Annotated in this window: 24 protein-coding genes; 18 read left to right on the top strand and 6 right to left on the bottom strand. The window is 61.0% G+C overall.

What is annotated here, in order from left to right; translation table 11 throughout:
- Positions 1 to 89 precede the first annotated feature (89 nt).
- Positions 90 to 539, bottom strand: coding sequence for a nuclear transport factor 2 family protein (locus tag GGQ98_RS11530; RefSeq protein ID WP_184069618.1), 450 nt, complete (start codon positions 537 to 539; stop codon positions 90 to 92).
- Between the two features lie 43 nt (positions 540 to 582).
- Entirely contained in the window at positions 583 to 1,419 is an 837-nt protein-coding gene (locus GGQ98_RS11525) for an IclR family transcriptional regulator (RefSeq protein WP_184069616.1), read from the bottom strand.
- 280 nt (positions 1,420 to 1,699) lie between these two features.
- Between GGQ98_RS11525 and GGQ98_RS11520 the strand changes: the two genes are divergently transcribed.
- The 9 genes from GGQ98_RS11520 to GGQ98_RS11480 are packed head-to-tail and all read left to right on the top strand — an operon-like array spanning position 1,700 to position 11,418.
- The gene (locus GGQ98_RS11520; RefSeq protein ID WP_184069614.1) at positions 1,700 to 2,887 is read left to right on the top strand and encodes an acyl-CoA dehydrogenase family protein; all 1,188 of its coding nucleotides are present in this window, start codon (positions 1,700 to 1,702) and stop codon (positions 2,885 to 2,887) included.
- A gap of 2 nt (positions 2,888 to 2,889) precedes the next feature.
- Positions 2,890 to 3,879: an acyl-CoA dehydrogenase family protein gene (locus tag GGQ98_RS11515; protein WP_184069612.1), complete on the top strand. Its 990-nt coding sequence runs from the start codon at positions 2,890 to 2,892 to the stop codon at positions 3,877 to 3,879.
- Positions 3,879 to 5,099: a CaiB/BaiF CoA transferase family protein gene (locus tag GGQ98_RS11510; protein WP_184069610.1), complete on the top strand. Its 1,221-nt coding sequence runs from the start codon at positions 3,879 to 3,881 to the stop codon at positions 5,097 to 5,099. The genes GGQ98_RS11515 and GGQ98_RS11510 overlap by 1 nt, the downstream gene beginning before the upstream one ends.
- A complete protein-coding gene (locus GGQ98_RS11505; RefSeq protein ID WP_341534199.1) occupies positions 5,096 to 6,835 on the top strand; it encodes an FAD-binding protein in 1,740 nt (579 codons plus the stop codon). Before GGQ98_RS11510 ends, GGQ98_RS11505 begins: the two co-directional genes overlap by 4 nt.
- The gene (locus GGQ98_RS11500) at positions 6,832 to 8,052 is read left to right on the top strand and encodes an acyl-CoA dehydrogenase family protein (RefSeq protein ID WP_207791372.1); all 1,221 of its coding nucleotides are present in this window, start codon (positions 6,832 to 6,834) and stop codon (positions 8,050 to 8,052) included. Before GGQ98_RS11505 ends, GGQ98_RS11500 begins: the two co-directional genes overlap by 4 nt.
- 21 nt (positions 8,053 to 8,073) lie before the next feature.
- A complete protein-coding gene (locus GGQ98_RS18825; RefSeq protein WP_207791371.1) occupies positions 8,074 to 8,964 on the top strand; it encodes a VOC family protein in 891 nt (296 codons plus the stop codon).
- Between the two features lie 41 nt (positions 8,965 to 9,005).
- The gene (locus GGQ98_RS11490) at positions 9,006 to 9,857 is read left to right on the top strand and encodes an alpha/beta fold hydrolase (RefSeq protein ID WP_184069607.1); all 852 of its coding nucleotides are present in this window, start codon (positions 9,006 to 9,008) and stop codon (positions 9,855 to 9,857) included.
- Between the two features lie 11 nt (positions 9,858 to 9,868).
- A complete protein-coding gene (locus GGQ98_RS11485; protein WP_184069605.1) occupies positions 9,869 to 10,660 on the top strand; it encodes an enoyl-CoA hydratase/isomerase family protein in 792 nt (263 codons plus the stop codon).
- Complete coding sequence (locus GGQ98_RS11480) at positions 10,657 to 11,418, top strand: SDR family NAD(P)-dependent oxidoreductase (RefSeq protein ID WP_184069627.1); 762 nt, start codon at positions 10,657 to 10,659, stop codon at positions 11,416 to 11,418. The genes GGQ98_RS11485 and GGQ98_RS11480 overlap by 4 nt, the downstream gene beginning before the upstream one ends.
- On the opposite strand, the gene GGQ98_RS11475 is transcribed toward GGQ98_RS11480, so the two are convergent.
- Positions 11,412 to 11,867 (bottom strand): VOC family protein, encoded by a 456-nt coding sequence (locus GGQ98_RS11475; protein WP_184069603.1) that lies wholly within the window; start codon positions 11,865 to 11,867, stop codon positions 11,412 to 11,414. The two genes, GGQ98_RS11480 and GGQ98_RS11475, sit on opposite strands and share 7 nt — an antisense overlap.
- A gap of 172 nt (positions 11,868 to 12,039) precedes the next feature.
- Here GGQ98_RS11475 and GGQ98_RS11470 point away from each other — a divergent pair, with 172 nt between their 5' ends.
- The 4 genes from GGQ98_RS11470 (at position 12,040) to GGQ98_RS11455 (ending at position 16,666) form a co-directional block, all read left to right on the top strand.
- Positions 12,040 to 13,731 carry an FAD-dependent oxidoreductase gene (locus GGQ98_RS11470; protein WP_184069601.1) on the top strand — a complete coding sequence of 564 codons (1,692 nt, stop codon included), beginning with the start codon at positions 12,040 to 12,042 and terminating at the stop codon, positions 13,729 to 13,731.
- A gap of 168 nt (positions 13,732 to 13,899) precedes the next feature.
- A complete protein-coding gene (locus GGQ98_RS11465; protein ID WP_184069599.1) occupies positions 13,900 to 14,715 on the top strand; it encodes an alpha/beta fold hydrolase in 816 nt (271 codons plus the stop codon).
- On the top strand, positions 14,715 to 15,896 hold the full coding sequence (locus GGQ98_RS11460; protein WP_184069597.1) for an LLM class flavin-dependent oxidoreductase: 1,182 nt from the start codon (positions 14,715 to 14,717) through the stop codon (positions 15,894 to 15,896). Before GGQ98_RS11465 ends, GGQ98_RS11460 begins: the two co-directional genes overlap by 1 nt.
- Before the next feature lie 14 nt (positions 15,897 to 15,910).
- Positions 15,911 to 16,666, top strand: a complete 756-nt coding sequence (locus GGQ98_RS11455) for an SDR family oxidoreductase (RefSeq protein ID WP_207791370.1) — start codon at positions 15,911 to 15,913, stop codon at positions 16,664 to 16,666.
- 21 nt (positions 16,667 to 16,687) lie between these two features.
- Here GGQ98_RS11455 and GGQ98_RS11450 read toward each other — a convergent pair whose 3' ends face one another.
- Genes GGQ98_RS11450 through GGQ98_RS11440 form a run of 3 tightly spaced genes read right to left on the bottom strand, consistent with a single transcriptional unit; the run spans position 16,688 to position 19,749 of the window.
- Positions 16,688 to 17,461, bottom strand: a complete 774-nt coding sequence (locus tag GGQ98_RS11450) for an SDR family oxidoreductase (protein ID WP_184069593.1) — start codon at positions 17,459 to 17,461, stop codon at positions 16,688 to 16,690.
- A complete protein-coding gene (locus GGQ98_RS11445) occupies positions 17,458 to 18,912 on the bottom strand; it encodes an aldehyde dehydrogenase family protein (RefSeq protein ID WP_184069591.1) in 1,455 nt (484 codons plus the stop codon). The genes GGQ98_RS11450 and GGQ98_RS11445 overlap by 4 nt, the downstream gene beginning before the upstream one ends.
- A gap of 9 nt (positions 18,913 to 18,921) precedes the next feature.
- Positions 18,922 to 19,749 carry an NAD(P)-dependent oxidoreductase gene (locus tag GGQ98_RS11440; RefSeq protein ID WP_184069589.1) on the bottom strand — a complete coding sequence of 276 codons (828 nt, stop codon included), beginning with the start codon at positions 19,747 to 19,749 and terminating at the stop codon, positions 18,922 to 18,924.
- 208 nt (positions 19,750 to 19,957) lie between these two features.
- Here GGQ98_RS11440 and GGQ98_RS18820 point away from each other — a divergent pair, with 208 nt between their 5' ends.
- Genes GGQ98_RS18820 through GGQ98_RS11415 form a run of 5 tightly spaced genes read left to right on the top strand, consistent with a single transcriptional unit; the run spans position 19,958 to position 23,725 of the window.
- Positions 19,958 to 21,160, top strand: coding sequence for a cytochrome P450 (locus GGQ98_RS18820; protein ID WP_184069587.1), 1,203 nt, complete (start codon positions 19,958 to 19,960; stop codon positions 21,158 to 21,160).
- Entirely contained in the window at positions 21,157 to 21,474 is a 318-nt protein-coding gene (locus GGQ98_RS11430) for a 2Fe-2S iron-sulfur cluster-binding protein (RefSeq protein WP_184069585.1), read from the top strand. The genes GGQ98_RS18820 and GGQ98_RS11430 overlap by 4 nt, the downstream gene beginning before the upstream one ends.
- A 2-nt stretch (positions 21,475 to 21,476) precedes the next feature.
- Positions 21,477 to 22,487 (top strand): NAD-dependent epimerase/dehydratase family protein, encoded by a 1,011-nt coding sequence (locus GGQ98_RS11425; RefSeq protein WP_279380241.1) that lies wholly within the window; start codon positions 21,477 to 21,479, stop codon positions 22,485 to 22,487.
- Entirely contained in the window at positions 22,480 to 22,848 is a 369-nt protein-coding gene (locus tag GGQ98_RS11420) for a carboxymuconolactone decarboxylase family protein (RefSeq protein ID WP_184069582.1), read from the top strand. Before GGQ98_RS11425 ends, GGQ98_RS11420 begins: the two co-directional genes overlap by 8 nt.
- 37 nt (positions 22,849 to 22,885) lie before the next feature.
- Positions 22,886 to 23,725, top strand: a complete 840-nt coding sequence (locus GGQ98_RS11415; RefSeq protein WP_184069579.1) for an AraC family transcriptional regulator — start codon at positions 22,886 to 22,888, stop codon at positions 23,723 to 23,725.
- Positions 23,726 to 23,739: the final 14 nt, after the last annotated feature.

Raw genomic sequence — 23,739 nt, 5'->3', positions numbered from 1 at the left:
ACCCCATATGAATATGTCTGCAAAATATGGTCCGAGCAGCCAAAACGGTTTATCAGAGAACCGCACCATCAAAACGAGGGACTAAACACCTAGGCCGGCTGCTGTACAAACCAGCCCGGCATGTTGTGCATATAGCAGCGTTCCTCGCGCCGTTCACGGATACGCCATCCGTTTTCGACGCGAACGAACGTATCGCAATACCAAAGCCCGACGAACAGGACGTGTTCATTTTCGCCTTGGCTGAACACGATAGGGTTGAACACGATCGTCCTTCCGGTCGCCCCGTCGTTTCGGATGGTGAGCTGGGTCGGGCCCGTCATGTGCTGGAAGGATTTGAATTCGGGCATGACGCGCGCAAGATAGGCCTTGATCGTGGAAAGATCGCCGCGCGGCCCCCCGACCTCCGTGTAGTCGATGATGGCGTCGGGCGTAAACACTGCGTCCAGCCCATCCCAATCGGAACTGTCAACCGCCGCGCTGTACGCGGCGACAAGATCCTGTATCTCCAGCCGATCGGATATCTGCTGCAAACTGAGCATCGGGTTTCACTTTCGAACAAGATGAAAAGCAGCGCGGAAGGCTTTATGAATAGTCGCGCTCCATCTCATCAGTGAGCATGGGTCTGATATCGCGTGTCTGCGCGATCTGCGCGACCATAAGGCGCTGTAATTCCGCAATCCGGCCGGGCGTAAATCGGTCCGCACCAACCGTGGACAGATTGAGGGCGTAAACCGGATCCTGATCGCCGTTCGGGATCGCGACCCCGACTGATCCTATGCCCATGGTGTAGATGTCGGAGGTAATGGCATAACCCCTTGCCCGCGTGCGTTCGATCGCGTCCATGAGATACTCGATCGACAGGCGCGGATGGACCTCGATTTCATGCGCGTTGATCGCGATGATACGCTGGATATCGGCATCGCACAGCGATGAGAGCAGTGCCAATCCGGCAGCGCCGAACCCCAGTGGTCGCCTGCCGCCGATACTGAACAGATGTGCGCGTATGGGAAAGCTGCCTTCGGCTCTGTCCAGGCAGACGACGTCTGCACCGCTGCGCGCCATCAGATAGACCGTATCTCCGGACGCCTGAGCGAGGTTGGCCAGAATTTGCTGGTAGGCCCGCTCCGAGTTGACCTCTCGCAGCGTCGCCAGGCCAAGCTCGAAATTCAACGGTCCGAGGCGATAGAGCTTGGACGCGGCGTCCTGGATCACCAGCCCCTCTATGATCAGGCATTTCAGTATGCGACGCACGGTCGGATGCGGCAGCCCGGTATAGCGGGTCAACTGGGTCAGCCGCGTCCCCTCTATGCCTCGCCGTGCGATCATCCGCAGGATGCGGGCCGCGCGGGAAACCGCCTGAGTGCCGCCCGAGCTTGCATCCTGCTTCGTCATGGCGACCGTGTCCTCCAGCTCTGCCATCCTTCATGCCTACCTTTCGTCCGGTCGTGGCCCGCATGATGGAGAGTGCGCGCTGCCGCCGCTCTAAACAACCACGATCTGCCGATCAACATGTCCATTAACTGGACAAACGGTCCGGCGGCTCGGTTTTGGGGGTTGCGAGTGCGCCGCTGAATCGAAAGGATCGAGCATCAGAGAAAATCGGGGGCCTGCACAGGCTCCGTCGCGGACCGGTGAGATTGATGCACGTCAGTAAACAGCAAACTCATGGGCGCAGTCGGCTCGTTCGGGCGATGGTGCGATGAGCGCCGCCGCCGTCGCGGTTGATTGTCCGGAGCAGGGATATCGTCAAGCCGTGCGCGACTGGATCGCTGGCAATTTTCCGCGCACCTGGATGCCGGACCGGGCGGACTATGCCGCTCCCGTGTTTGCCGAACAGATCGCCTGGGAACGATCGCTTTACGAGGCTGGGTTCGCCGGCTTCACCTGGCCGCGCGATTATGGCGGTCAGGGACAGACGCTGGTCGAACAGCTCGTCGCGAACGAAGAGCTGGGCCGTGTCGGACTGCCCGATAGCCTGAACGGCATCGGCAAGGACATGATCGGGCCGGTCATTCTGGCCGTCGGCACGGAAGCGCAAAAGGTTCGCTATCTGCGCAATATCCTCACGATGAGGGATATCTGGTGTCAGGGGTTTTCTGAATCCGAAGCCGGATCGGACCTCGCGGCGGTGCGGACACGCGCTACGGAAAGCGGCGAGGGCTGGATTATCACCGGTTCGAAAATCTGGACCAGCTTTGCCCAGCACGCGGACCTCTGCCTCGTGCTGGCGCGCACCGGAGATCCTGCGCTTCGCCACGCCAGCCTCAGTATGTTCATCGTGCCGATGGATGCTCCGGGCATCACGGTCCGCCAGATCGACCAGATCAATGGCCGCGCGAATTTCTGCGAAGTCGTTTTCGACGATGTCCGCGTCGATACCGATGCCGTGCTGGGCGGCGTCAACCAGGGATGGGCGGGCGCGGGCCGGGTGCTGGAAGTGGAGCGTGCGATCAACCGAATGTACCGCGCATCCCTGTTCGAAAACGAACTGCGCCACCTGGTGGCGGCATGTCGATCAGACCCGCGGCTTTCGGTGTTGCTGGATGAGCCCGCCTATCTCGATCGGCTCGGCGCCTGCTATTCGGATATCGAGGTGCTGCGCCGCCTGGTGCGCCGAACGGTTCTTTCGCTGACGCGCGGCGGGGCAATCAACGGCGAGGGCAGCATCATCAAACTGCATTGGAGCGAAGCTCACCAGCGCATCGCCGTGTTGGCGCGGGAGATGCTGGCGCAGGCATCCAGGCCGCTCTCCACGGTGACGAAGCGTGCGATCGAGCGGTTTGACGAGCTCTACCTGCGCAGTCGGGCTGAAACGATTCAGGCCGGGGCCAGCGCTGTTCAGCTCGGCATCATCGCCCAGCGCATACTCAAATTGCCGAAGACATGATGATGATCGAAGATATAGCGCTGACGGAAGATCAGGAGGCGTTCCGGGCGTCGTCTGCCCGAAGCTTTGCGGTATGTCATGGCCAGTCCGCGCGCGATATCGCCGCGCGCGTGGCTGCCGACGGATCGTTGGCGGTGATGGCTGATCCGGCGGTCGGCGGCCTCGGTCTCGGTGCGGGCGTCGCGTGGCTGGTGACGCGTGCCGCCGGTGCGGCGCTGCTTTCGTATCCCATGGCGGAGGCAATCGCCGCCGCATGGGCCGCAGAGGGTTTGATTGACGGCACATTGATCGGCACGGTCGGTATTGCGTTCGACGGCATCGTCCGCGGCACGGGCGTAAACACGCGGCTTTCAGGTGTGGCCGCCAACATTGTCTCGGCCCCCAGTGCCGACCGTATCCTGATCGCCGCACCCGAAGGCGTTTTCATGATCGAGGCCACGCAGACGGGTGTTGCGATAAGCCCGTCGATCGCCCTTGATCTCGAACGCCCCTACGGCGACATCGTGCTGACGGACACGCCTGCGCTGCGGGTCGGCGACCCGGACCGGTTGATCCAGCTCTACGGTACATTGCGGGCCGCAGACATGCTCGGCGCTGCGGAGGCGGCCTTCTCGGCCGCCTGTGGCCATGCGAGCGGCAGGCGTCAATTCGGCAAACCTCTGTCGGGGCAGCAAGTGGTATCGACGGATCTCGCGCGCGATCATTATCGGCTGGAATGCGTGCAGACCAGTATCGCGTATGCCGCACTTGCCTGGGATGGTCGTTACGGCGATCTTGCCGATGCGTGCGATGTCGCTGTTGCTCTGGCTGGCGAAATGCTGCCGCTCGTCGTCGAAAACGCCATTCAGATTCACGGCGCGATGGGATTCACGTGGGAAATGTCGCTGCATCGCGCGCTGCGCCGCGTGCGGTCTGCGGCTGCCGTCGCGCCTGCCGCTGCGGCGCGCCAGGCGCTCGCCGCCCGCTGCATCGCCAACTGGGCAGCGGTCTGATGGCGCGCGCGCTCGACGGCATCAAAGTCCTCGACCTCGGGCGGATACTCTCCGGCCCGTACGCGACGCAACTCCTCGCCGACCTGGGCGCGGAGGTGGTGAAGGTGGAACGACCGGGCGGCTCCGGAGATGAAATGCGCGCTTACGGCCCGCCGTTTCTGAAAAACGCGCAGGGCGAAGAGACCGCCGAGTCAGCGTTCTATATCGCTTGCAATCGCAACAAGAAGGCGATCTGCGTCGATATGGCCACGCCGCAGGGGCAGGATATCATCCGGGGTCTTGCCGCTCAGTCGGACGTCCTGCTGGAAAATTTCAAGGTCGGCGATCTGGCGCGTTACGGGCTGGATTATGCATCGATCCGGCAGGTCAATCCGGCAATCGTCTACTGTTCGCTGACCGGCTTCGGGCAGACCGGTCCCTATGCGACGAAGCCGGGGCAGGATCTTGTATTTCAGGCGCTGAGCGGCGCGATGAGCCTGACCGGGGAACTGTGCGGTCCCCCGATCAGGATCGGCATGGCATTTGGAGACATCATGGCAGGCATGACGGCTGCCTATGCCATCCTTGCCGCACTGTATCACCGCGACGCTCAGGGCGGAGCGGGTCAGCATATCGATATCGGTATACTGGATGCCACGGTGGCGGCGCTGTCGCATCGCGCCATGGCATTTCTGCTGTCGGGCGACCAGCCGATGCGGCTTGGGAATATGACGGCGGCCTCGTTTCCTGCGCAAGATTTTGCCTGCTCCGACGGCGCGATCATGCTTCAGGCTTCACAGGATGCGCACTTCGCACGCTTTTGTGCTGTGATCGGCCGGCCTGAAATCGCGGCGGACGCGCGTTACAAGCTGCGCCGCGACCGTTTCCGCAACCGCCACGAAATCCTGGGCACGCTCCAGTCGATCATTGCAGAACGGCCCGTGGCGGAGTGGGTTGAACGATTCCAGGCGGCGAACGTGATGTGCGCGCCGATCAACGACATGGCGATGGCATTCGACGATCCACAGATCCGTCACCGCGAGATGGTGGTGGAAGTGCCGCATCCGACCGCCGACACTGCAAAGCTGATCCGCAGCCCGGTGCGTATGTCGGAAACGCCGATCAATGATTATGCGGCGCCGCCGCTGATGGGCCAGCATACGGACGAAATTCTCGGTGATCGCCTCGGTATGAAGGCTGTCGATATCGAACGATTGCGCAAAGAGCGGATTGTAGCATGATGGATGACGCGCAGAATATCGGGCCGGGCAGCCCCGAATGGCTGTCCGCAGTCGAGGCGGCTGAGGTGGTCGATAACCCCGACGCTGTCGCGTGGGATGACGAGGCCGAACTCATTGTTGTCGGCTATGGCGGGGCAGGGGTGTCGGCGGCGCTGGAAGCCGCGGAGCGCGGTGTCGATGTGCTGGCGATCGACCGCTACGACGGAGGCGGTTCGACCGCGATGAACGGCGGGATCTTCTATGCCGGCGGCGGCACGTCGATCCAGAAGGAAGCCGGCTTTCACGACACGCCGGAAGACATGTTTCGGTATCTGAAGATCGAAACAGCGGGCGTCATCAAGGATACCACGCTGCGCCGCTTTTGTGACACCAGTGTCGAGACCGTGAATTGGCTGCTCGCACACGGGGTAAAATTGAACAGCCGGATGTTTCCCAAGAAATGGGGATATCCCGATCCGCGCTATTTTCTGTACTACTCGGATAACTCCCTGGCGCCGTCGCGCGCCGCTCTGGCACGGCCTGCGCCGCGCGGGCACCGCATGTATCATCCGCCCTTGAAGGACGGGCGTTATGGCCAGTTTCTCTACAAGCCGCTGCGCGACGCTGCGTCCCGCTCCGGCGTGCGGGCAATGCCGCAGACCGAGGTGCGCCAGCTTATCCTGGATCGCAGCGGGGCAGTGGTCGGGGTAAAAGTGCTGATGATCCCGCCCAACACCCAGGCCTGGAAGGATCGGCAACGCCACCAGAACCGTGCGAATGAACTTATGGTGCTCCTGCCGCCCAGCTTTCCGGGTGCCCGCCTCACCTACGCGATGGCTGCCAAGGAACTTGCCAAGGTCGCGAAAATCGAAGCCACGCATCGGGTGGAGCTGCGCTTTCGCGCGACGGCGGGTGTCTGCCTCAGCGCCGGCGGGTTCATCTATAACCGCCAGATGATCCACCGCTATGCGGCGCACCATGATGCAACCGCCCCGATGGGCAATCCGGGCGACGACGGCAGCGGCATCCGCCTTGGGCAGACGGCGAACGGCAAGGTCGACCGAATGGGCCGGATCAGCAGCTGGCGGTTTTTGAATCCGCCAAGCGACTGGGTCAAAGGCATGATCGTCAATGCCGACGCGGAACGCTTCGTCGATGAGACGCTCTACGGCGCGTCGGTCGGTCATGCGCTGAACGAGGAGCAGGGCGGCATCGGCTTCCTGATTTTCGACTCCGTGGTCAACAGGCGTGCCTGGAAAGAATTGTTCACGGTCAAGATGCTCGGATATCAGCGGTATCCCGGCATCCTTTCGATGTGGGGCAAGGCCAAGGCTGCAACGATCGAGCAACTCGCCGGCAAGATAGGGCTGGACCCCGCGAAGCTGCGACAGGCGGTCGAGAGATACAACCGCGCCGCTGCGGGCGTGGAGCGTGATCCGATGCGCAAGGATCAGAAGGAAATGCTGCCGATCTCGAACGGCCCCTTCTATGCTATTGATATTTCAGCATCGAATACGCTGCTTCCGATGATGGCGATGACGCTGGGCGGTCTGGTCGTGGATGAAGAATCGGGCATGGTGCTTGATCGCAACGATCGCCCGATCAACGGCCTTTATGCCGCGGGCCGAACAGCAATCGGGATTTGCTCGAATGTGTACATGAGCGGCTTGTCGGCGGCGGACTGCGTTTTTTCGGGACGGCGCGTCGGCGAGCATGTGGCGAACGGTCGGCGGCAGGGTGAGGAGCGGTTGAGATGACGATGACATCGACGCATCGAACAGTAGAACATAGCGACATTCCCGGTCGGGAAACGATGATTCAGCGCGCGCGCGACATGATCCCCAGGCTGATCGAACGCGCCGAACGACAGGCTGATCATCGCCGGATCCTGCCCGAAACAATGACGGAAATGGTTGAAGCCGGTCTTTTCCGGGTGCTTCAGCCCAAGCGCTGGGGCGGGTACGAGCTGGACCCGGGCACGTTTGCCGAAGTTCAGTTCGCCCTGTCGGAAGGCGATGCATCGGTGGGCTGGGTGTACGGTGTCGTCGGTGTTCATTCGTGGCATCTCGCTTTGTTCGACGACCGCGCCGCGCAGGATGTCTGGGGCAGTGACAGTTCGGTTCTTATCGGATCGCCCTATGCGCCGGGCACGGCGCGACCCGTCGACGACGGATATATCTTCAACGGTCGGTGGAAATTTTCGAGCGGGTCGGAATACTGCGGCTGGACCTTCCTGGGCGGTATCGTTGACCCGGAGAAGACTGCGGGAAGGCCGTTTCTGGAAGCGGACTATCGCACCTTCCTGCTGCCGCGCCAGGATTATGAAATCGTCGATACGTGGCACGTCAACGGCCTTAAAGGCACCGGGAGCCACGATATCATCGTCAAAGACATGTTCGTGCCCGCCTATCGCACCCTCGATTTCCGGGACGTGTGGAAGCGTGAAACGCCCGGGCAGACGATCAACGCCAATCCCCTGTACAAACTTCCGTTCGTTCAGGTCTTTCACCGCGCCGTGTCGAACGCCTCGATCGGGGCGCTGCAGGGTATGCTGAACGCATTTCTGGAATACGGAGCCAAGCGGGTAGGCGCGATGGGCATGGCCACCGTCGATGATCCCGATGCGCTTCTGGCCGCAGCCGCGGCTGCCAGCGGCATCGACGAGATGAAACTGGTGCTTCATCGCAATTTCGATCTGATGGCGGCGCGGGCGGAGAACGGTGAAAGCATAAGTCAGGCCGAAGCTCTGCAGTTCCGCTACCAATGTTCATCCGTACCCGATCGCTGTCTCGACCTGGCGCGGGCGCTGTACAAGGCGTCGGGCAGCGGCGGCGTCTACACGGATCGTTCTATCGGCCGCTATTACAACGACCTGATGGTCGCTGCGCAGCACGGATCGAACAACGGCGCGGGCTACGGCCGCGTGTGGGGCAAGAAAATGTTCGGCCTTGATATCGTCGACGCCGGCGTCTGACCATAATTGGGAGAGTGAATCGTGGAAATCAAGGAACTGAGCTACGTTATCGTCGGCGCCCCCGACATCGAAAAATGGCGTACCTACGGCGTCGACGTCCTCGGCATGGCTTCGGCTGAAGCGCCTGATGGCGCGGTGTATCTGAAGATGGACGGACGGGATTTCCGGATCGCGATCGTCAAGACTGAAAAGGATGAACTGCACGCCGCCGGCTGGTTGCTCGCCGACGAAAGTGCGTTCAACGCGCGACGCACGTCGATGCAGAATGCGGGCGTTGCCCTTACCGACGGAACCGCTGAAGAACGCAAGCTGCGCAAGGTCCGCGACTTTTTCTGGTTCACGGATCCGGCCGGTCGCCGCCATGAAATCTGCTGGGGTGCGATTTCATCATTCGCCCCCTTCGTTTCTCCGGTCGGCGTCAGCGGGTTTGTCACCGACGACATGGGATTTGGTCACATCGTTCTGGCCACCAAAAAGCTGGATGAAACCCTGGCGTTCTGGCGTGATGTGATGAATTTCGGCATCTCGGACATCATCAATTTCGACATGGGGCCGGGAAATCCGCCAATCCGCATCTATTTCCTGCACTGCGGCAATGGTCGTCAGCATAGCCTCGCGATCGCTGAACTGGATGATCCGACGGGCATACAGCATTTGATGGTCGAGGTGAAATCGATCGACGACGTCGGCTATGCGCTTGATCGCGTGGCGGCGACGGAAACCCCGCTCGCACTGTCTCTGGGGCGGCATGTGAACGACAATATGCTGTCGTTCTACATGGTCACACCCAGCGGCTTCATGATGGAATACGGAACGGGCGCGGCTGTGATGAACTGGGCGGATCATAATGTTTTCGAATCCACCAAAGGAAGCCATTGGGGTCATCGACCGATGATGCCGTTCCCGACCTGATCTGCCCCGGAAGACACATTTTTATTCAGGAGACGAGACCCGTGGATAACACGCCCATTCCGGTCGGAAAATTCCATACGCTGCGCAACGGCTATCGCGTGCACTATCACGAAGCGGGTGTGCCGACGCCTGGGAAGCCAACGGTCGTGTTCCTCCACGGCGCCGGCCCGGGTGCGAGCGGCTACAGCAATTTCAAGCACAACCTGCAGGTCTTTGCCGATGCCGGATGGCATTGTCTGGCGCCCGATTTTCTGGGTTTCGGGCTGTCCGACAAGCCGGAAAAGCTGAACTACAGCTCGCCGATCCAGGTGGCCATGCTGAAGGAACTGCACGGCGCTTTGGGTATCGAAACGATCGTGCCGGTCGGCAATTCGCTCGGCGGTGCGATTTCGCTCGATTACTACATGACGCATCCCGGCGACGTGGAGAAGCTGATCCTGATGGCGCCGGGCGGCTTGCGCGATCCGCGTGAATGGGTTGGAGAGTCCGTCGGTCTCCAGACGATGTGGGCATGGACCAGCAATAGGCCCACCGACATGGAGGAAGCGAAGCGCAGCTTTCACGACCTTCTTGCACTGCTGGTGCATGACAAGGCGGATATCACAGCCGACGCGGTTGGGGAGCGCTTCCCTATTGCGATGGAGCAGCCGATGATTCTTTATCAGACGCTGACCTGCCCTTATTATCTGCCCGAGCAACTCGCGACGATCGAAGTGCCGGTGTTCGGCTTGTGGGGGAAGGCGGACAAATTTCTGCCCTACGAGCAGAACGAGATCCTGAAGGGGGCTCTGCCGAACGCGCGGATCAGCCTGTCGGACGAATGCGGCCATTGGTTCATGATCGAGCAAAAAGAGCGCTTCAATCGTGAATGCCTTGAATTCCTGGAAAGCTGACGGCGATCAACATGGCGGAACGGACACTTGAAGATTACGCGGCCGATTACCGGCATGTGAAGTTTCACCGTGAAGACGGCATTCTTCAGCTCACGCTTCACAGCGACGACGGGCCGGTCGTCTGGGGCGGTGATCCGGGGGAGGAAATGTCGCGCCTGTGGCGGCAGGTTGGTGACGACCGCGAAAATCAGGTGATTATCCTGACCGGCACCGGCGAATGGTTCACGGGGCCGAAAGCGGACTGGCGCAACCGCCATTTCAAGGGTGTTCCCAAACCCAGTGATTGGGATGTGGGTATCAGGCGTGGCCGTTTCATGGAAATGGATATGCTGAACGTCGATGTGCCGATCATCGCGGCGGTCAACGGTCCTGCATGGCGGCACTGCGAACAGGCGTTGCTGTGCGATATCGTGCTGGCCAGCGAGACTGCACTGTTTCAGGATTCCGGACATTATGTCGATGGCCACCTGGCGCCGGGCGACGGCATGCACATCGCGCTTACCATGCTGCTGGGCATAAACCGGGCCCGCTATATGGTGTTCACCGGACAGGCGATTTCGGCACAGGAAGCCAAGACGCTGGGGCTGGTCGGAGAAGTGCTGGCTCCCGATCAGCTGCTTCCCCGTGCGTGGGAACTCGCACGCCAGATTCAGCAGCAGCCTCGGCTCGTTACGCGCTACACCAAACAGGTGATGGTCCAGCACATAAAGCAGGTGATGCAGGCCAATATCGCGCAGGGGCTGGCGTATGAAGCGCTCGCCGACATCGACCGCGCGATGCGCGATGCGGAGAAGGAAAGCTGATCTCTGCAGAACGACCGCTAAGCGGCAAAGTCGCGATTGTCACCGGGGCAGGAAACGGCGTTGGGCAAGCCATTGCTCTCCGGCTGGCCCGTGAAGGCGCGACAGTCTACGTGGCAGACCTTGATGCAGCGGGCGGCGCAGATACGGTGGCCCTTATCGAGCGTGGCGGCGGCTGTGGGTTTTTCGTCGCTGTCGATGTCGGCAGGGAGGCGAGCGTTGCCCTGCTGTTCGAAGCCGTCCTGGCCGGCGCCGCCGGCCTGGATATCCTTGTCAACAATGCCGCGATCGATCTTGAAGTCGGCGAGGAGGCCGGTGCGTGGCGGTCTGAAACCATGGACCGCGTCTGGCGTGTCAACGTGATGGGCGCGTTTCACTGCATGCGCCGCGCGCTGCCTGTGATGGAGGCCCGCCGACGCGGCGCTGTCGTCAACGTCGCATCAACGGCCGGTTTGACCGGCGTACGCGGCAAGCCGGCCTATACCGCAGCCAAACATGCGCTGGTCGGGCTGACGCGGGTGGCGGCGATCCAGTATGGTCCGGCCGGTGTACGCGTGAACGCGCTTTGTCCCAGCGCGATCCGCACCGATATGCTCGCAATCCAGGGCATCGACGAAGCCGCTCTGATCGCAAATCATCCGCTTGGGCGTATTGCCGATCCCGGTGATATCGCCGATGCGGCTTTCTGGCTGTGTTCGGATCAGTCCCGCCATATCACGGGACACCCGCTGGTCATCGACGGCGGACGATCGGCTTATTGATCGAGACCGACATAACGCCTGCGCGCGGCTTCATCGACGCTGATCAGCTCGATCCAGATGCCGTCCGGATCGCGGACATAGATAATCGTGCATGATCCGAGGCCTTCAAGCTGCATCTGACTGCGCGTGAGTTCGGCGATCGTACCACCCGCCGCGACGACGGCCGCTTCCGTCTCCGCCAGGTTCGCGACATTATACGCGAGATGGCTGATCAGACCGGTACGGCTGACAGGAAAATCCGCCTTCTCGGGCGGCGGGGAGTCCCGAAATTCCACCAGTTCAAGCATCCGGCCGTCCAGGTCCAGAAAGCGGGCCGACACGCCCAGTGCGCCGCCGTCGGGCCGCGTCGTCGTGAGCGCGCGATAACCCAGGGCGTCGCAATAGAAGCGCGTCGATCGCTCCAGATCGGTTATGCACAGGGCGGTGATCGCGAAAATCGTTCCAGACATCGTCTACTCCTGCTGTTCGCTCCTGCGTAGCGGGCCTGGTGGACCGGGGATACCCAAGTCCGTGGCATTGTCTGCAAAGTGGACAGTCGCGACAGTTTGCGATTGTGGCACACCCCCGCGAACCATAGCGTTGACCGCAGCGGCAGACCCATGCCGCGAGCTTGGAGCGATGATGGCGAACGAGGCGTGGGATAGGTATACTGATGTCCTTGTCGTCGGATCGGGCGGCGGCGCCCTGACGTCCGCGATCGTTGCGGCCGATGCCGGTGCCAAGGTGATGGTCATCGAAAAAAGTGCGCTTTTCGGGGGTTCAACTGCAACATCGGGCGGTGTTGTCTGGATACCGAACAGCAATCTCGCCGATCCCGCCGTTCACCAGGATTCGGCTGCAGAGGCGCTGTCCTATATCGGTTCGCTGACGGAAGGACTCGTCCCGCAAGAGCAGATGCGGGCTTTCGTCGAAAACGCCCCGACGATGCTGGATTATGTCACGAAGGCGACGGACGTGCGCTACGTCTCGATCGCCTATACGGATTATCATGCTGAATTGCCGGGCGGAAAGCTCGGCTATCGCAGCCACATGCCGCTGCCGCTCGACGGACGTGCGCTGGGCGACGATCTGGAACATCTGCGGCGCAATCATCCATCGTCGATGCTGTTCGGCAAGATCAGTTGGACCGCAGAAGAAGCCGGTCCGCTTCTTGCCCGGTCAAAGGGCTGGTGGAGGATATTGCTGCGGCTGCTGTCGCGCTACTATCTCGATATCGGGCAACGGTTGCGTTCACCGCGTGATCGTTTTCTTGTCGGCGGCAATGCACTCATAGCGCGGCTCAAAATGTCTCTCGACAAGCGCGGCATCACGATCGAACGCAATGCGCGTCTGGTCGAGCTGATCCGCGACGGCGAAATCGTGACGGGCGCTGTCGTGGAAATCGGCGGAAAATTGTTTAAAGTGAAGGCGTCCAAAGCCGTTATCCTGGGCGCCGGCGGATTCGAGCGCAATCCCGACCTGCGGGCGCAGAACCTCACGCGCTCCACCAATCCTGACTGGAGCGGGGGCCAGTCGAACAACACCGGAGACGCCCTGACGGCGGCTCTGGCCGTAGGCGCAAAAGCGATACGGCTTGATTCGGCCTGGTGGGCGCCCACAATCCGCGTGCCTGGACATGAAAGTGCCTGGCCGCTGTTCTTCGAACGCTCGCTGCCGGGGTCCATCATCATCAATGCCGTCGGGCGTCGGTACGTCAATGAGGCCGCCTCATATCACGTCGTCGGGCGGCAGATGATGGAACGAAACCTGCCCGAAGCGCCCACCAGTCCATCCTGGATACTGTTCGACGCCCGGTTTCGCTGGCGATATCCCATGGGGCCGCTGATGCCGATGATCCCGAACTGGATGCACTCGGCAGCCGTACGCGATATCGTGGTGCGCACAAATTCGTGGGATGACATGGCCGATCGGCTCAAGATCGATCGTGGCGTGCTGCGCGAAACAGTCGATCATTTCAATCATCACGCGCAGCAAGGAAAGGATCCCGATTTCCACCGGGGCGATAATCCTTACGACCGCTATTACGGCGATCCGAAGGTGCGGCCCAACCCGAACCTGCTGCCGCTCGAACGCGCGCCGTTTTATGCTCTGCCTATCTATCCCGGCGATATCGGCACCAACGGCGGCCTGGCGACCAACGGCAACGCTCAGGTTATGGACACGGATGGCTGCGCCATTGTCGGTCTTTATGCGATCGGCAACACGTCGGCGTCGGTGATGGGACCATCCTATCCGGGTGCGGGGGCAACGATCGGCCCGGCGATGACATTCGGTTATCTGGCGGCGCGGCACGCAATGGGTATCGACCGCTGAGAGCGTCTGGATTCTTCAAAGCGATCACCAGCTCTGTCCATGATGAGAACAGGCGGTACGCGATTGCCGGTCCGGTGTGTGGCAATCCTCAGATCTCTTTGGCATCCATTGTGACGCAAGGTGCAGCCGGAGCGGTTGCGATCGACTGAACTTCACCGTAGGATTCCGATGAGCCAGACCGAGAATATCCGAGTTGCCGGGGTCTCCATCGAAGTCTGGCGAGCAGGCGAGGGGCGTCCGCTCCTTTATCTGCATTCCGGTGAGGGCGTGGAACCGGCACTGAGCTTTCTCCAGTCGCTCTCCTCGCGCTATCAGGTGATTGCGCCTTCGCACCCGGGCTTCGGCGGCTCCGATCTGCCGGATCATTTCAGCAGCGTCGATGATCTCGCCTATTTCTACCTCGATCTGGTCAAGCAGTTGGGGCTGGAAGGCGCATTGCTGATGGGCTCGTCTTTCGGCGGATGGATTGCGGCCAGTATGGCGATCAAGAACAGCGGCCTGTTTTCAGGTCTGGTCCTGGCGAGTCCGCTCGGCGCGAAATTCGGTGATGAGAGCACGAGGGAGATTGCGGACCTCTTTTCCGTTCCGCAATATAATCTCTCACAGGTCATTTATGCCGACCAGAGGAAGATCGATTATTCCGAATGGGAAGAAAAGGATCTGGTGCGGCTGGCGCGCAATCATCGCAGCTTCGCATTGTTCGGCTGGTCACCGACGCTGCATGATCCCAAGCTGAGCCGGAGGCTGTATCGCATCGATTTGCCGACGCTGGTGGTTTGGGGCGATCGCGATAACGTGGTCAAACCGGCGTATGGTCGTCACTATGCTGACGCGATCAGTGGCGCGCGGTTCGTTCTGATCGAGGGGGCCGGTCATTATCCCCATGTCGAGGCGCAGGCGCGTTTCGAGGAAGAGCTGGCCTCATTTTCCGATAAACTGCCGATGTTCGCGGGGGCATGCCCCAAACGTGAGGGAGCCGCATGATGCAGACCTGGTATTTTTCCGAGCAATCCTATCATCCCGCATGGAGCGAAGTGCACGGCGATGTCCGGATTACCGCGGCAAGTGACGCGATTGATCCTGCTACGGCGCATCGCCTGCTCAACCGCTATATCGACGAATGGGTGGCCGCCGACGAACTCGGCTTCAATATCATGGTGAACGAACATCACGCCACCTACACCTGCATGTCGGTGTCGTGCATGCTGACCTTGGGTATCCTTGCCAATCGCACTAAAAATGCGCGTCTTCTGGCGCTGGGCGTGCCTCTTCTCAACCGGCTGGATCCGTTCCGCATCGCCGAAGAAATCGCCTATGTCGACTGTATGTCGGGCGGCCGCCTGGAGGTGGGGCTTATCAAGGGCACGCCATTTGAAATGTACGTGTCAAATGCAAATCCGGCCGACGCGATGCAGCGCTATTGGGAAGCCCATGATGTCGTCGAGAAGGCGCTGAGCCATCAGGAAGGGCCGTTCAGCTGGGAAGGCCGGTATTTCGACTATCGTTATGTCAATGTCATTCCGCGCTGTTATCAACAGCCGCATCCGCCGATGTGGCTGACCACGCTCAGCTCCGCCACCGCGCGTGAAGCCGGGCGGCGCGGGCTTGTGCTGGCAATCACCGCCAGCGCTCCGGCAGCGCGCATGGCGTATCCGATTTATCGTGAACAGTATCAGGAGACATTCGGGCGTCCTGCTGCGCTCGATCGATTCGCCTTCCTGGGCTATGTCGGTATCGGCAAAGATCGTGCAACAGGCCTCGCGCGCGGCCAGAAGGTTCTGAAGTTCGTCGAGGCGACGGAGCGGACCGCCCAGAGTTTCATCAATCCTCCCGGTATCCTTTCAGACGTGGACAACGCCCGCATCCTTCGCGCCGGCAAGACGACCAGCCACCGACGCAAGGTGCTGCCCGATGGAACTCCGATGTCCGATCGCCCGGTTGCCGAGGAATATGTCAAGAACAGCGTGATGTTTGCGGGATCGCCTGACGATATCGTGGATCAGCTCAGGGCTTTTTATGACAGCTGCGGCGGCTTCGGGCATTTCCTGATGCAAATGGGCGGCGAACTGACGGCGGCGGAGACCATCGACAGTCTGGAGCTGTTCGCCCGCGAAGTGCAGCCGCGCTTGCGGGAATTCGGTATCCAACAAGCGGCCGTCGCGTGACAGGGGAGAGGATGATGGATTTCACGGGCAAGGTGGCGATCGTTACAGGCGCAGGCGCCGGCGGGATCGGCGAAGGAATCGCGCGGGGACTTGCCGCGGCGGGTGCGCAGGTTGCGGTGGCGGATATCAATGAGGACGCGGGGCGAAAAACGGTCGACTTGATTACCGGGGACCGCGGGACGGGATTTTACGTACCCGTTGATATCAGCGCGCCCCCTTCGGCCGAAGCGATGACATGCGCGGTTGCCGAGCGGTTCGGGGGGATTGATTATCTGGTCAACAATGCGGCGCTGTTCGGAGGGATGCGGCTTGATTCCCTGATGAGCATGGACTGGGATTACTATAACAAGTTCATGTCGATCAACATTCACGGCTGCTACGTGGTGACCAAGGCGGCCGTGCCATACATGCAGAAGCGCGGCGGCGGCGCCATCGTCAACACGAGTTCGACGGCCGCATGGTCCGGATACGGCGCCTATAGCGTCGCCAAACTCGCCGTAAACGGTCTGACCATGGCCTTGGCACGTGAACTCGGCCCGCTCAACATCCGGGTTAATGCAATCGCTCCGGGGCCGACAGATACGCCCGCGCTGCGCAATCCGATCGTCACTGAGGATTTCATCGCAGGAATGATCGCCGCAATGCCGATCGCACGCCTCGGTCAGCCGGCGGATCATGCCGCAGCGGTGAGCTTCCTGTTATCGGACGGCGCAAGCTGGATTACCGGCCTCACCATGAACGTCGATGGTGGCCAGGGCATGCGGGTCTGATCGGATAGGGGTTGCTGCCCCCTATTCGGGCAGCATTTCCTTTGGAAATTGGCCGAACGGCCGCAGCACAATGGTGTCGTAAGCCGCGCCCGGCGGCAGATCGAAGCATCGGGCGATGCTTTCGCCCACGACTTCAACGTCCATCGCGCGCTGAAAATACTTTCCGCTGTCGAGCCAGACGTCATAGGCTTCCTTGGCAAGACGGGGATCCCATCCGAAGCCGAAACTGGTCTGTGTATCGCCGGGGATGAAGCAAGTGACACCGATATTCTCGGGATACATTTCACGACGCAGTTCGTCGGTAAAGCGGTCCACGGCTGCCTTGGTCGCGCCGTAGATACCCAGATGACTGAACACCTCGAATTTGGATGCAGCCGAGGACACGTTGACAATGCGGCCTCCGCCCTGTTTGCACAGATGCGGGATCACCGCTTTGCACGCAAATACGGTGGCCAGAAAATTGAGGTTCACCTGTTCGATAACCTGTTTCGGATCCAGCGCTTCTGTCTTGCCCAGATGTGCGATGCCGGCGTTGTTCACCAGACCGTCGATACGTCCGAAATGCTCCACAATGTCGTCAAACGCCGCATTCAGCGCATCGTGGTCGGTTATGTCGACCGATACGGGCAGCGTTTCACCTCCAAGACCGGCGGCCGCCTCGTTCAGCGCTTCGAGCCCGCGACCCAGAATGGCCAGGCGATAGCCTCGGCTGGCGAGGGCATGCGCTGCCGCGAGGCCGATGTTGCGTGATCCGCCTGTGACGACAACGACCTTTTCATTGGCTGCGCTGTTCATGCCGGTGTTCCAATCACTTTTGTTTCCAGAAACTCCTCGAAGCCTTCGGCTCCCATTTCCCGGCCGTTACCGCTCTGCTTGTAGCCTCCAAAGGGTGAGTCCGGGCCAAACACATTGCCGAAATTCACGTTCATGGTGCCCGTGCGGATCCTGCGGGCTATGTTCATAGCGCGAGCTGGCGATCCGCTCACAGCGCCGCCCAGGCCGTAGATCGAATCGTTGGCGATGCGCACGGCATCATCGTCATCCTCATAAGGAATTGCGACCAGCACGGGACCGAAAATCTCCTCGCGCGCAATGCGCATTTCATTGGTCACGTCGGCAAACAGTGTCGGCTGAATATAATAGCCTTGCGCCGGAAGATCCGGCACGCGACCGCCGGTGACAAGGCGGGCACCCTCCGCCCGGCCGATGCCGATATACTCCATCACCCGGTCACGCTGTGCAGCCGACACGACCGGTCCCATGAACTGTTCCGCATTGTTCGGATCGCCATAGCTGACGCTTTCCAATATGCCTTTCAGTATGCCGATCGCCTCTTCATAGCGGGACCGCGGCAACAGCATTCTCGTGGCGATGCTGCATCCCTGACCGGCATGGAAACACACGCCGAGACTGCCGTACAGCGCAGTGGGAAATTCCGCGTCGTCCAGAATGATGTTGGCTGATTTTCCGCCCAGTTCGAGGAAGACTTTCTTGATGCTCTCGGCTGCCGAGGCGGCAATCCGGCGTCCGGTTTCCGTCGATCCTGTGAACGAGACCACATCGACGCGGGGATCGCGAACCAGACTTTCGCCGATGGCCGCTTTGTGGCTGCTCGTCAGCACATTGAGCACACCGGCGGGAAACCCGGCCGCAGCCGCAGCCTCGCCGATCAATGCTGCGGACCACGGCGTTTCCGGCGCGGCCTTCAGCACGACGGTGCAGCCGGCGGCAAGCGCGGAGACGATCTTTGCAAGGTTGATTTGCACAGGGGCGTTCCACGGCGTGATCGCGGCGACAACACCGGCAGCCTCTTTAACGACCATGCGCCGTGTCGGCGATCCCATGCTGACATATTCTCCCAGGTCGCGCTCGAACGCGAAACTGCGCGCGTGCTCGACCACCCAGGGGATAAATTCGACAGGAAGATCATATTGATAACTGCGGGTCAGGCCGATCGGCGCGCCTGTTTCCGCAGACACGCGCGCGCGGTTGACCTCGGCGGCACGGGTCAGTTCCTCGTGCAATCGGGTCAGCGCATCCAGGCGCAGTGCAAGGTTCGTTGACCAGTCGCTGTTATCAAATGCCCGCCGTGCCGCCGCGATCGCGTCTTCGGCATCAGCGGTGTCGGCGTCCGCCGCCCGGCCGATGACCGCTTCGGTCGCTGGCGCGATATTTTCATAGACGCGCCCGTCTCGCGCAGGGCGCAGCGCGCCGTCGATGTAGAGGTTGGTATCGGCGAAAGCCATGCGTCGTCCCTATTTCGTGATGATTTGCCGAATATTGGCGCGAACGGCCTCTGCTGCGCGCAGGGTCAAGCCTTGTCGGGCGCCGGCCTCGATCGCGTGATGAAGATCCTTTTCGGCCAGCCCGGCCAATGCCTGCTGCGCAATCCAGAAAGGTGAGTTGCCGTCTTCGTCGGCATGCGCGGCACGATACTGCTGATACAGCTTCATCATGCGATTGAGGTTTTCGTTGTCCGTCATTACGCGCGTCAGAAGCGCGGGATCAATGCCTGCGGCTTCAACCAGCGCATAGCTTTCAACGGTCGCTGCGAGTTGCAGATAGGTCGTCAGATTGTTCGCGAATTTCAGAACCATGCCCTGTCCCAAAGAGCCTGCATGGACAATCTGGCGGCTGAATGCCTCAAGGAGCGGTAGCGCCGCGGAAATCGTGGCCTCGTCGCCGCCGACCATGCACACCTGGCGCTTGTCCAGCGCATCCTGCGCGCTGCCGCTGACGGCGGCATCGAACACCATGATGCCATGCTGCGCCGCGATCGCGGCCTGCGCGGTCACGGTTTCCGGCATGACCGTGCTGTGGATCGCAACAATCGTGCCTGACGCCGCGTGGTGGATCAGGCCGTCCGGGCCTGAAATCACGTCGCACACATCCTGGTCGTTGCGCACGCACAGTCCGATCAGATCGGCATGGCGGCCGACGTCGCCTGCCGACGTCGCGAGTACGGCACGATTGCGAAACGGCTCCATCGCCGGGGCTGACACGTCGTATACACAAAGCGGATCGGGCAGCATCGCGGCCATCGCATGACCCAGGTCGCCCAGTCCTATAAAACCGAACCGCATAGCTATCCTCACATCGATCGGGATTGTGGCGTTCGTCCTATCATGACGGGCCCGCTTGAAAAGTTGATCTGCGTTGAATGTGGCACCATCCGAAAAGGTTGACGGCAACGGTAAAGCATCGTGCGTTCAGCTCTCAAGCGGCCTTGGATAGTAAGGATCATCAATTCATGGGCATCGGCTCCGGCCGACGCTTGTCAGAGAGGTGGATGTGTCAGGTATCGATACTCCCGCGCCGCATTATGATCCCTACGATTACCGGCATCACGACAATCCCTACCCGGATTACAAGCGCCTGCGCGACCAGGCGCCGGTCTTTCACAACAGCAAGTTCGATTTCTATGCGCTGTCCCGATATGAAGACTGCTTTCGGGCAGTCCGCGATTTTCGGACCTTTTCCAGCGCGCAGGGCAGCAATCTCGAAAACATCAATATCGAGGTCGCGACGATCCTGGATTCCGATCCGCCGGTACACACCCGGTTGCGACACATCATCGTTGATCTGTTTACGCCCGATTCCGTTGCGTCGCTTGAAGAATCGGTTCGCGATATGGCGATCGATCTTCTGCGGCCGCATGCAAGCACCGGTTCGATAGACGTTATCACCGATTTTGCGGCGCGGCTGCCGATGTCGATCATCTGCCGCCTGCTCGGATTTCCGCGAGACGACGAGGATATGCTGCGCGGCTGGACCGATGCCGCCGTTCACCGAAACGAGGGAGAGTTCGGCGTACCTGCCGAAGGCCACGCCGCCATGGGAAAATTAATCGAGTATTTCGAACGCGATATTGCCCGGCGTGCCACGCTCCCCCCGCGCCACGATGTTATCGCGCGCTTGTTGTCGGCTGAAGGCGAAGGTCGGCTGTCGCATGGAGAGTTGATGGGGTTCATGCTGATCCTGTCGGTTGCGGGAAACGAGACGACGACAAAATTGCTCGGCAATATGATGTTCCAATTGCATCGTCATCCGGATCAGCGCGCCGTGTTGCTCGCCGAACCATCGCTTTTGCCGTCCGCTGTCGAGGAAACCATGCGCTTTGACGGGCCGACCCAGATGATGGCCCGTACCGTGACCCGTGACGTGGAGCTGCACGGGACGACAATACCCGAAGGCAAGAAGGTTGCATTGATCTTCACGTCGGCGAACCGCGACGAGCGCAAGTATGTCGATGCAGAAAGCTATGACATCCGTCGCAACCCGCGTGATCACCTCGGCTTCGGCGGCGGGCTGCACAGCTGTGTCGGCGCAGCGCTTGCCCGGCTGGAAGCGAGAGTCGCGATGCAGGAGATGCTGGCGCTGATGCCGGATTTTGTGGTCGATGAAACGCGTCTTGATCGGATGCATTCTCCCAACGTGCGCGGTTTTACGACAGTGCCGGTCAGTTTTACCCCCAACCCCGGATATCGTGCATGAAGGTCATTTTCGTTCAACCGGACGGCAGCGAGCAGATCGTCGAGGCTGAACCCGGCTCCAGTGTCATGGAAGCTGCCGTGTTCGAGATGATCGACGGCATCATCGGCATGTGCGGCGGCATTTGTTCGTGCGCGACGTGCCATTGCTTTGTCGAAGAGCCGTGGCGCGCGCTTCTGCCACCGCCCGGACCGGGGGAAACGGAAATGATGAACGCGCTCGACGACGTGGGCCCCGGCAGTCGATTGGGTTGTCAGATCATCCTCACCGAACACCTTGACGGCATTCGCCTCAAGGTTCCCAAAGAGCAGCTTTGACGATGGGCTCAGGCCGGGCATTGGTTCTTGGGGCCAGCGGCTTTCTCGGTGGCCATATCGTGCAAAAACTGGTTGCAGCGGGGCGACCTGTCCGCGTCTTCGTGCGCTCGACCAGCAATCTCGAACGGATCGATCATCTGCCGATCGAGATCGTGCGGGGCGATGCCTTTGATGTTGATGCAGTGACGGAGGCGATGCAGGGTTGCGACGCCGTCTATCACTGCATTGTCGATACGCGCGCCTGGTTGCGCGATGCCGCCCCCCTGTATCGCACCAATATCGATGCGCTGGTCGTCGCGATGGAAGCGGCGCTTCGCTCCGACGTCGGGCGTTTTCTGTTTGCAAGCACCGTCGTCACCATCGGGCGCCGAAAGGGCCGGGCGGCGACAGAGGAGGATGCGTTCGATTGGTGGGATGATGCCATCGATTACGTAAAATCGCGCGTACTCGCGGAGCAAACCTTCATGGATTATTGCCGCGAGCGCGGTTTGCCCGGTGTCGCGCTGTGCATCACCAACACATACGGCCCCCAGGATATCGAGCCTACACCGCAGGGACGAATGATTGCGATGGCCGCTGCGGGCCAGCTGAAGGTTTATTATGACGGCGGTTTTCCGTCGGTCGGCATAGAGGATGTCGCTGACGGCATGATCCTCGCGGAAACGCGCGGGCGGATCGGCGAACGCTATATCCTGTCGGAACGCACGCTCACCTGGCGCGACCTGCTCGAGACTGCGGCGCGGCAAGCCGGCCGGACTGCGCCGCTACGGCGTGTGCCGCTGCCGCTGCTGTATGCCGGCGCGGCAATTGCGGAGACGGCTGCGAAATTGAGGGGGAGGGACAGCCAGTTATCTGTGAAATCGATCAGGATCAGTCGATCGATCGGCGATCTGAGTTCGGAGAAGGCCCGGCGCGAACTGGGGTGGACTCCCGAGCCCGTCCACAATGCGATCCGACGGGCGGCAGATTTTTACGAGGCGCGCAGGATGGCAGGGGAGCGGAAAAATGGATGAAGACCGTCAGAAAAAAGGCAAGGCAATGTTCGATGCCGTGTATGGAGGCATCACTGCCATACCGGAGGACAGCGAGGACGATCCGTTCATCACGCTGATGCTGGACAATCTGTTCGCGCAGATCTGGTCGCGCGATGCAATGTCGATCCGCGATCGTCGTCTGGTGATCATAGGAATCGCGGCGGCAATGGGCGAGGAGTTCATCTTTGAAACGCAGGCGCGCGCGGCGCTGACCAAGGGTGAACTGACGCGCGATCAGATCCAGGAGATTGTCCTGCTGCTCACCCAGTATGTGGGCTATCCCAGGGCATCGCGCCTGCGCGCCAGGGTACTGCCGTTGCTGTCCGATCGGGACGGCTGAAGGTCGAACTCGCCCGCCTGCGGCGATCTGCAACGGCATGGTGACGCTCATCATTGTGGTCAGCTTGTGCGACCGGCCGGAAATCGATACAATTCTCCCGATCATCGGGAACAGGCCAGTGAAGCACAGCAGCGATTATCCTCTGGAGATTCGCCCCGTGATGGGCTTCGAGGATGATTACCCCGCCGGCTTTGTCGATCCGCTGCATTCGCACGAGCGCGCGCAGCTTTCCTACGCGAACTCCGGCGTCATGCTTTTCGTCACCGAACGATCCAGCTTCGTGCTGCCGCCGCGCCGCGCGATCTGGGTGCCTGCGGGGATGCAGCACAAGGCGATCTGCCGGGGGCCGGTGAACATCCACACGCTGTTCATCGACCCCGAAATCGAGAGCCTGCCGCACGAGTGCCGCGTGTTCGAGGTCTCGCCGCTGGTGCGCGCGCTCATTCAGGAGGTGTTCGGATTCGAACCCGCTTACGACGAGGAGGGCCGCGAGGGGCGCATCGTGCGGCTTTTGCTGGAAGAGATCGAGCGCATGCCCAACATCCCGGTGATGGCGCGCATGCCCGAAGACAGACGCCTGTTGCGCGTGTGCCAGATGATCCTCGACAACCCCGCCGACCCGCGCGACATCGACGACTGGGCAGGTATCGCGAGCATGGGCCGCCGCACCTTCACCCGGCTGTTCAAGCAGCAGACCGGCATGGGCCTCGCCACATGGCGCCAGCAGGTGCGGCTGATGGAGGCGCTGTCGCTGCTCGCTTCGGGCACCTCGATCACCAACGTCGCCTACGATGTCGGCTACGAAAGCCCGAGCGCGTTCACGGCGATGTTCCACCGCTCGTTCGGCCGCCCGCCCAGCCACTACGTCGCGGGCTGAGCGGCCCGGCTACC

This window comes from Sphingosinicella soli, assembly GCF_014199685.1.
Classification (GTDB): domain Bacteria; phylum Pseudomonadota; class Alphaproteobacteria; order Sphingomonadales; family Sphingomonadaceae; genus Sphingosinicella; species Sphingosinicella soli.
Note: the sequence above shows the minus strand (reverse complement) of the source record. Positions and strands in the feature narration are given on the sequence as shown.

Coding starts and splice junctions, on each gene's coding strand:
- GGQ98_RS11475 (WP_184069603.1), bottom strand. CDS start 11,867: ATGTCTGGAACGATTTTCGCGATCACCGCCCTGTGCATAACCGATCTG.
- GGQ98_RS11420 (WP_184069582.1), top strand. CDS start 22,480: ATGGATGAAGACCGTCAGAAAAAAGGCAAGGCAATGTTCGATGCCGTG.
- GGQ98_RS11460 (WP_184069597.1), top strand. CDS start 14,715: ATGCAGACCTGGTATTTTTCCGAGCAATCCTATCATCCCGCATGGAGC.
- GGQ98_RS11430 (WP_184069585.1), top strand. CDS start 21,157: ATGAAGGTCATTTTCGTTCAACCGGACGGCAGCGAGCAGATCGTCGAG.
- GGQ98_RS11505 (WP_341534199.1), top strand. CDS start 5,096: ATGATGGATGACGCGCAGAATATCGGGCCGGGCAGCCCCGAATGGCTG.
- GGQ98_RS11450 (WP_184069593.1), bottom strand. CDS start 17,461: ATGAACAGCGCAGCCAATGAAAAGGTCGTTGTCGTCACAGGCGGATCA.
- GGQ98_RS11425 (WP_279380241.1), top strand. CDS start 21,477: ATGGGCTCAGGCCGGGCATTGGTTCTTGGGGCCAGCGGCTTTCTCGGT.
- GGQ98_RS11445 (WP_184069591.1), bottom strand. CDS start 18,912: ATGGCTTTCGCCGATACCAACCTCTACATCGACGGCGCGCTGCGCCCT.
- GGQ98_RS11440 (WP_184069589.1), bottom strand. CDS start 19,749: ATGCGGTTCGGTTTTATAGGACTGGGCGACCTGGGTCATGCGATGGCC.
- GGQ98_RS11515 (WP_184069612.1), top strand. CDS start 2,890: ATGATCGAAGATATAGCGCTGACGGAAGATCAGGAGGCGTTCCGGGCG.
- GGQ98_RS11520 (WP_184069614.1), top strand. CDS start 1,700: ATGAGCGCCGCCGCCGTCGCGGTTGATTGTCCGGAGCAGGGATATCGT.
- GGQ98_RS11485 (WP_184069605.1), top strand. CDS start 9,869: ATGGCGGAACGGACACTTGAAGATTACGCGGCCGATTACCGGCATGTG.
- GGQ98_RS11455 (WP_207791370.1), top strand. CDS start 15,911: ATGGATTTCACGGGCAAGGTGGCGATCGTTACAGGCGCAGGCGCCGGC.
- GGQ98_RS11525 (WP_184069616.1), bottom strand. CDS start 1,419: ATGGCAGAGCTGGAGGACACGGTCGCCATGACGAAGCAGGATGCAAGC.
- GGQ98_RS11510 (WP_184069610.1), top strand. CDS start 3,879: ATGGCGCGCGCGCTCGACGGCATCAAAGTCCTCGACCTCGGGCGGATA.
- GGQ98_RS11500 (WP_207791372.1), top strand. CDS start 6,832: ATGACGATGACATCGACGCATCGAACAGTAGAACATAGCGACATTCCC.
- GGQ98_RS11470 (WP_184069601.1), top strand. CDS start 12,040: ATGGCGAACGAGGCGTGGGATAGGTATACTGATGTCCTTGTCGTCGGA.
- GGQ98_RS11530 (WP_184069618.1), bottom strand. CDS start 539: ATGCTCAGTTTGCAGCAGATATCCGATCGGCTGGAGATACAGGATCTT.
- GGQ98_RS11415 (WP_184069579.1), top strand. CDS start 22,886: ATGGTGACGCTCATCATTGTGGTCAGCTTGTGCGACCGGCCGGAAATC.
- GGQ98_RS11465 (WP_184069599.1), top strand. CDS start 13,900: ATGAGCCAGACCGAGAATATCCGAGTTGCCGGGGTCTCCATCGAAGTC.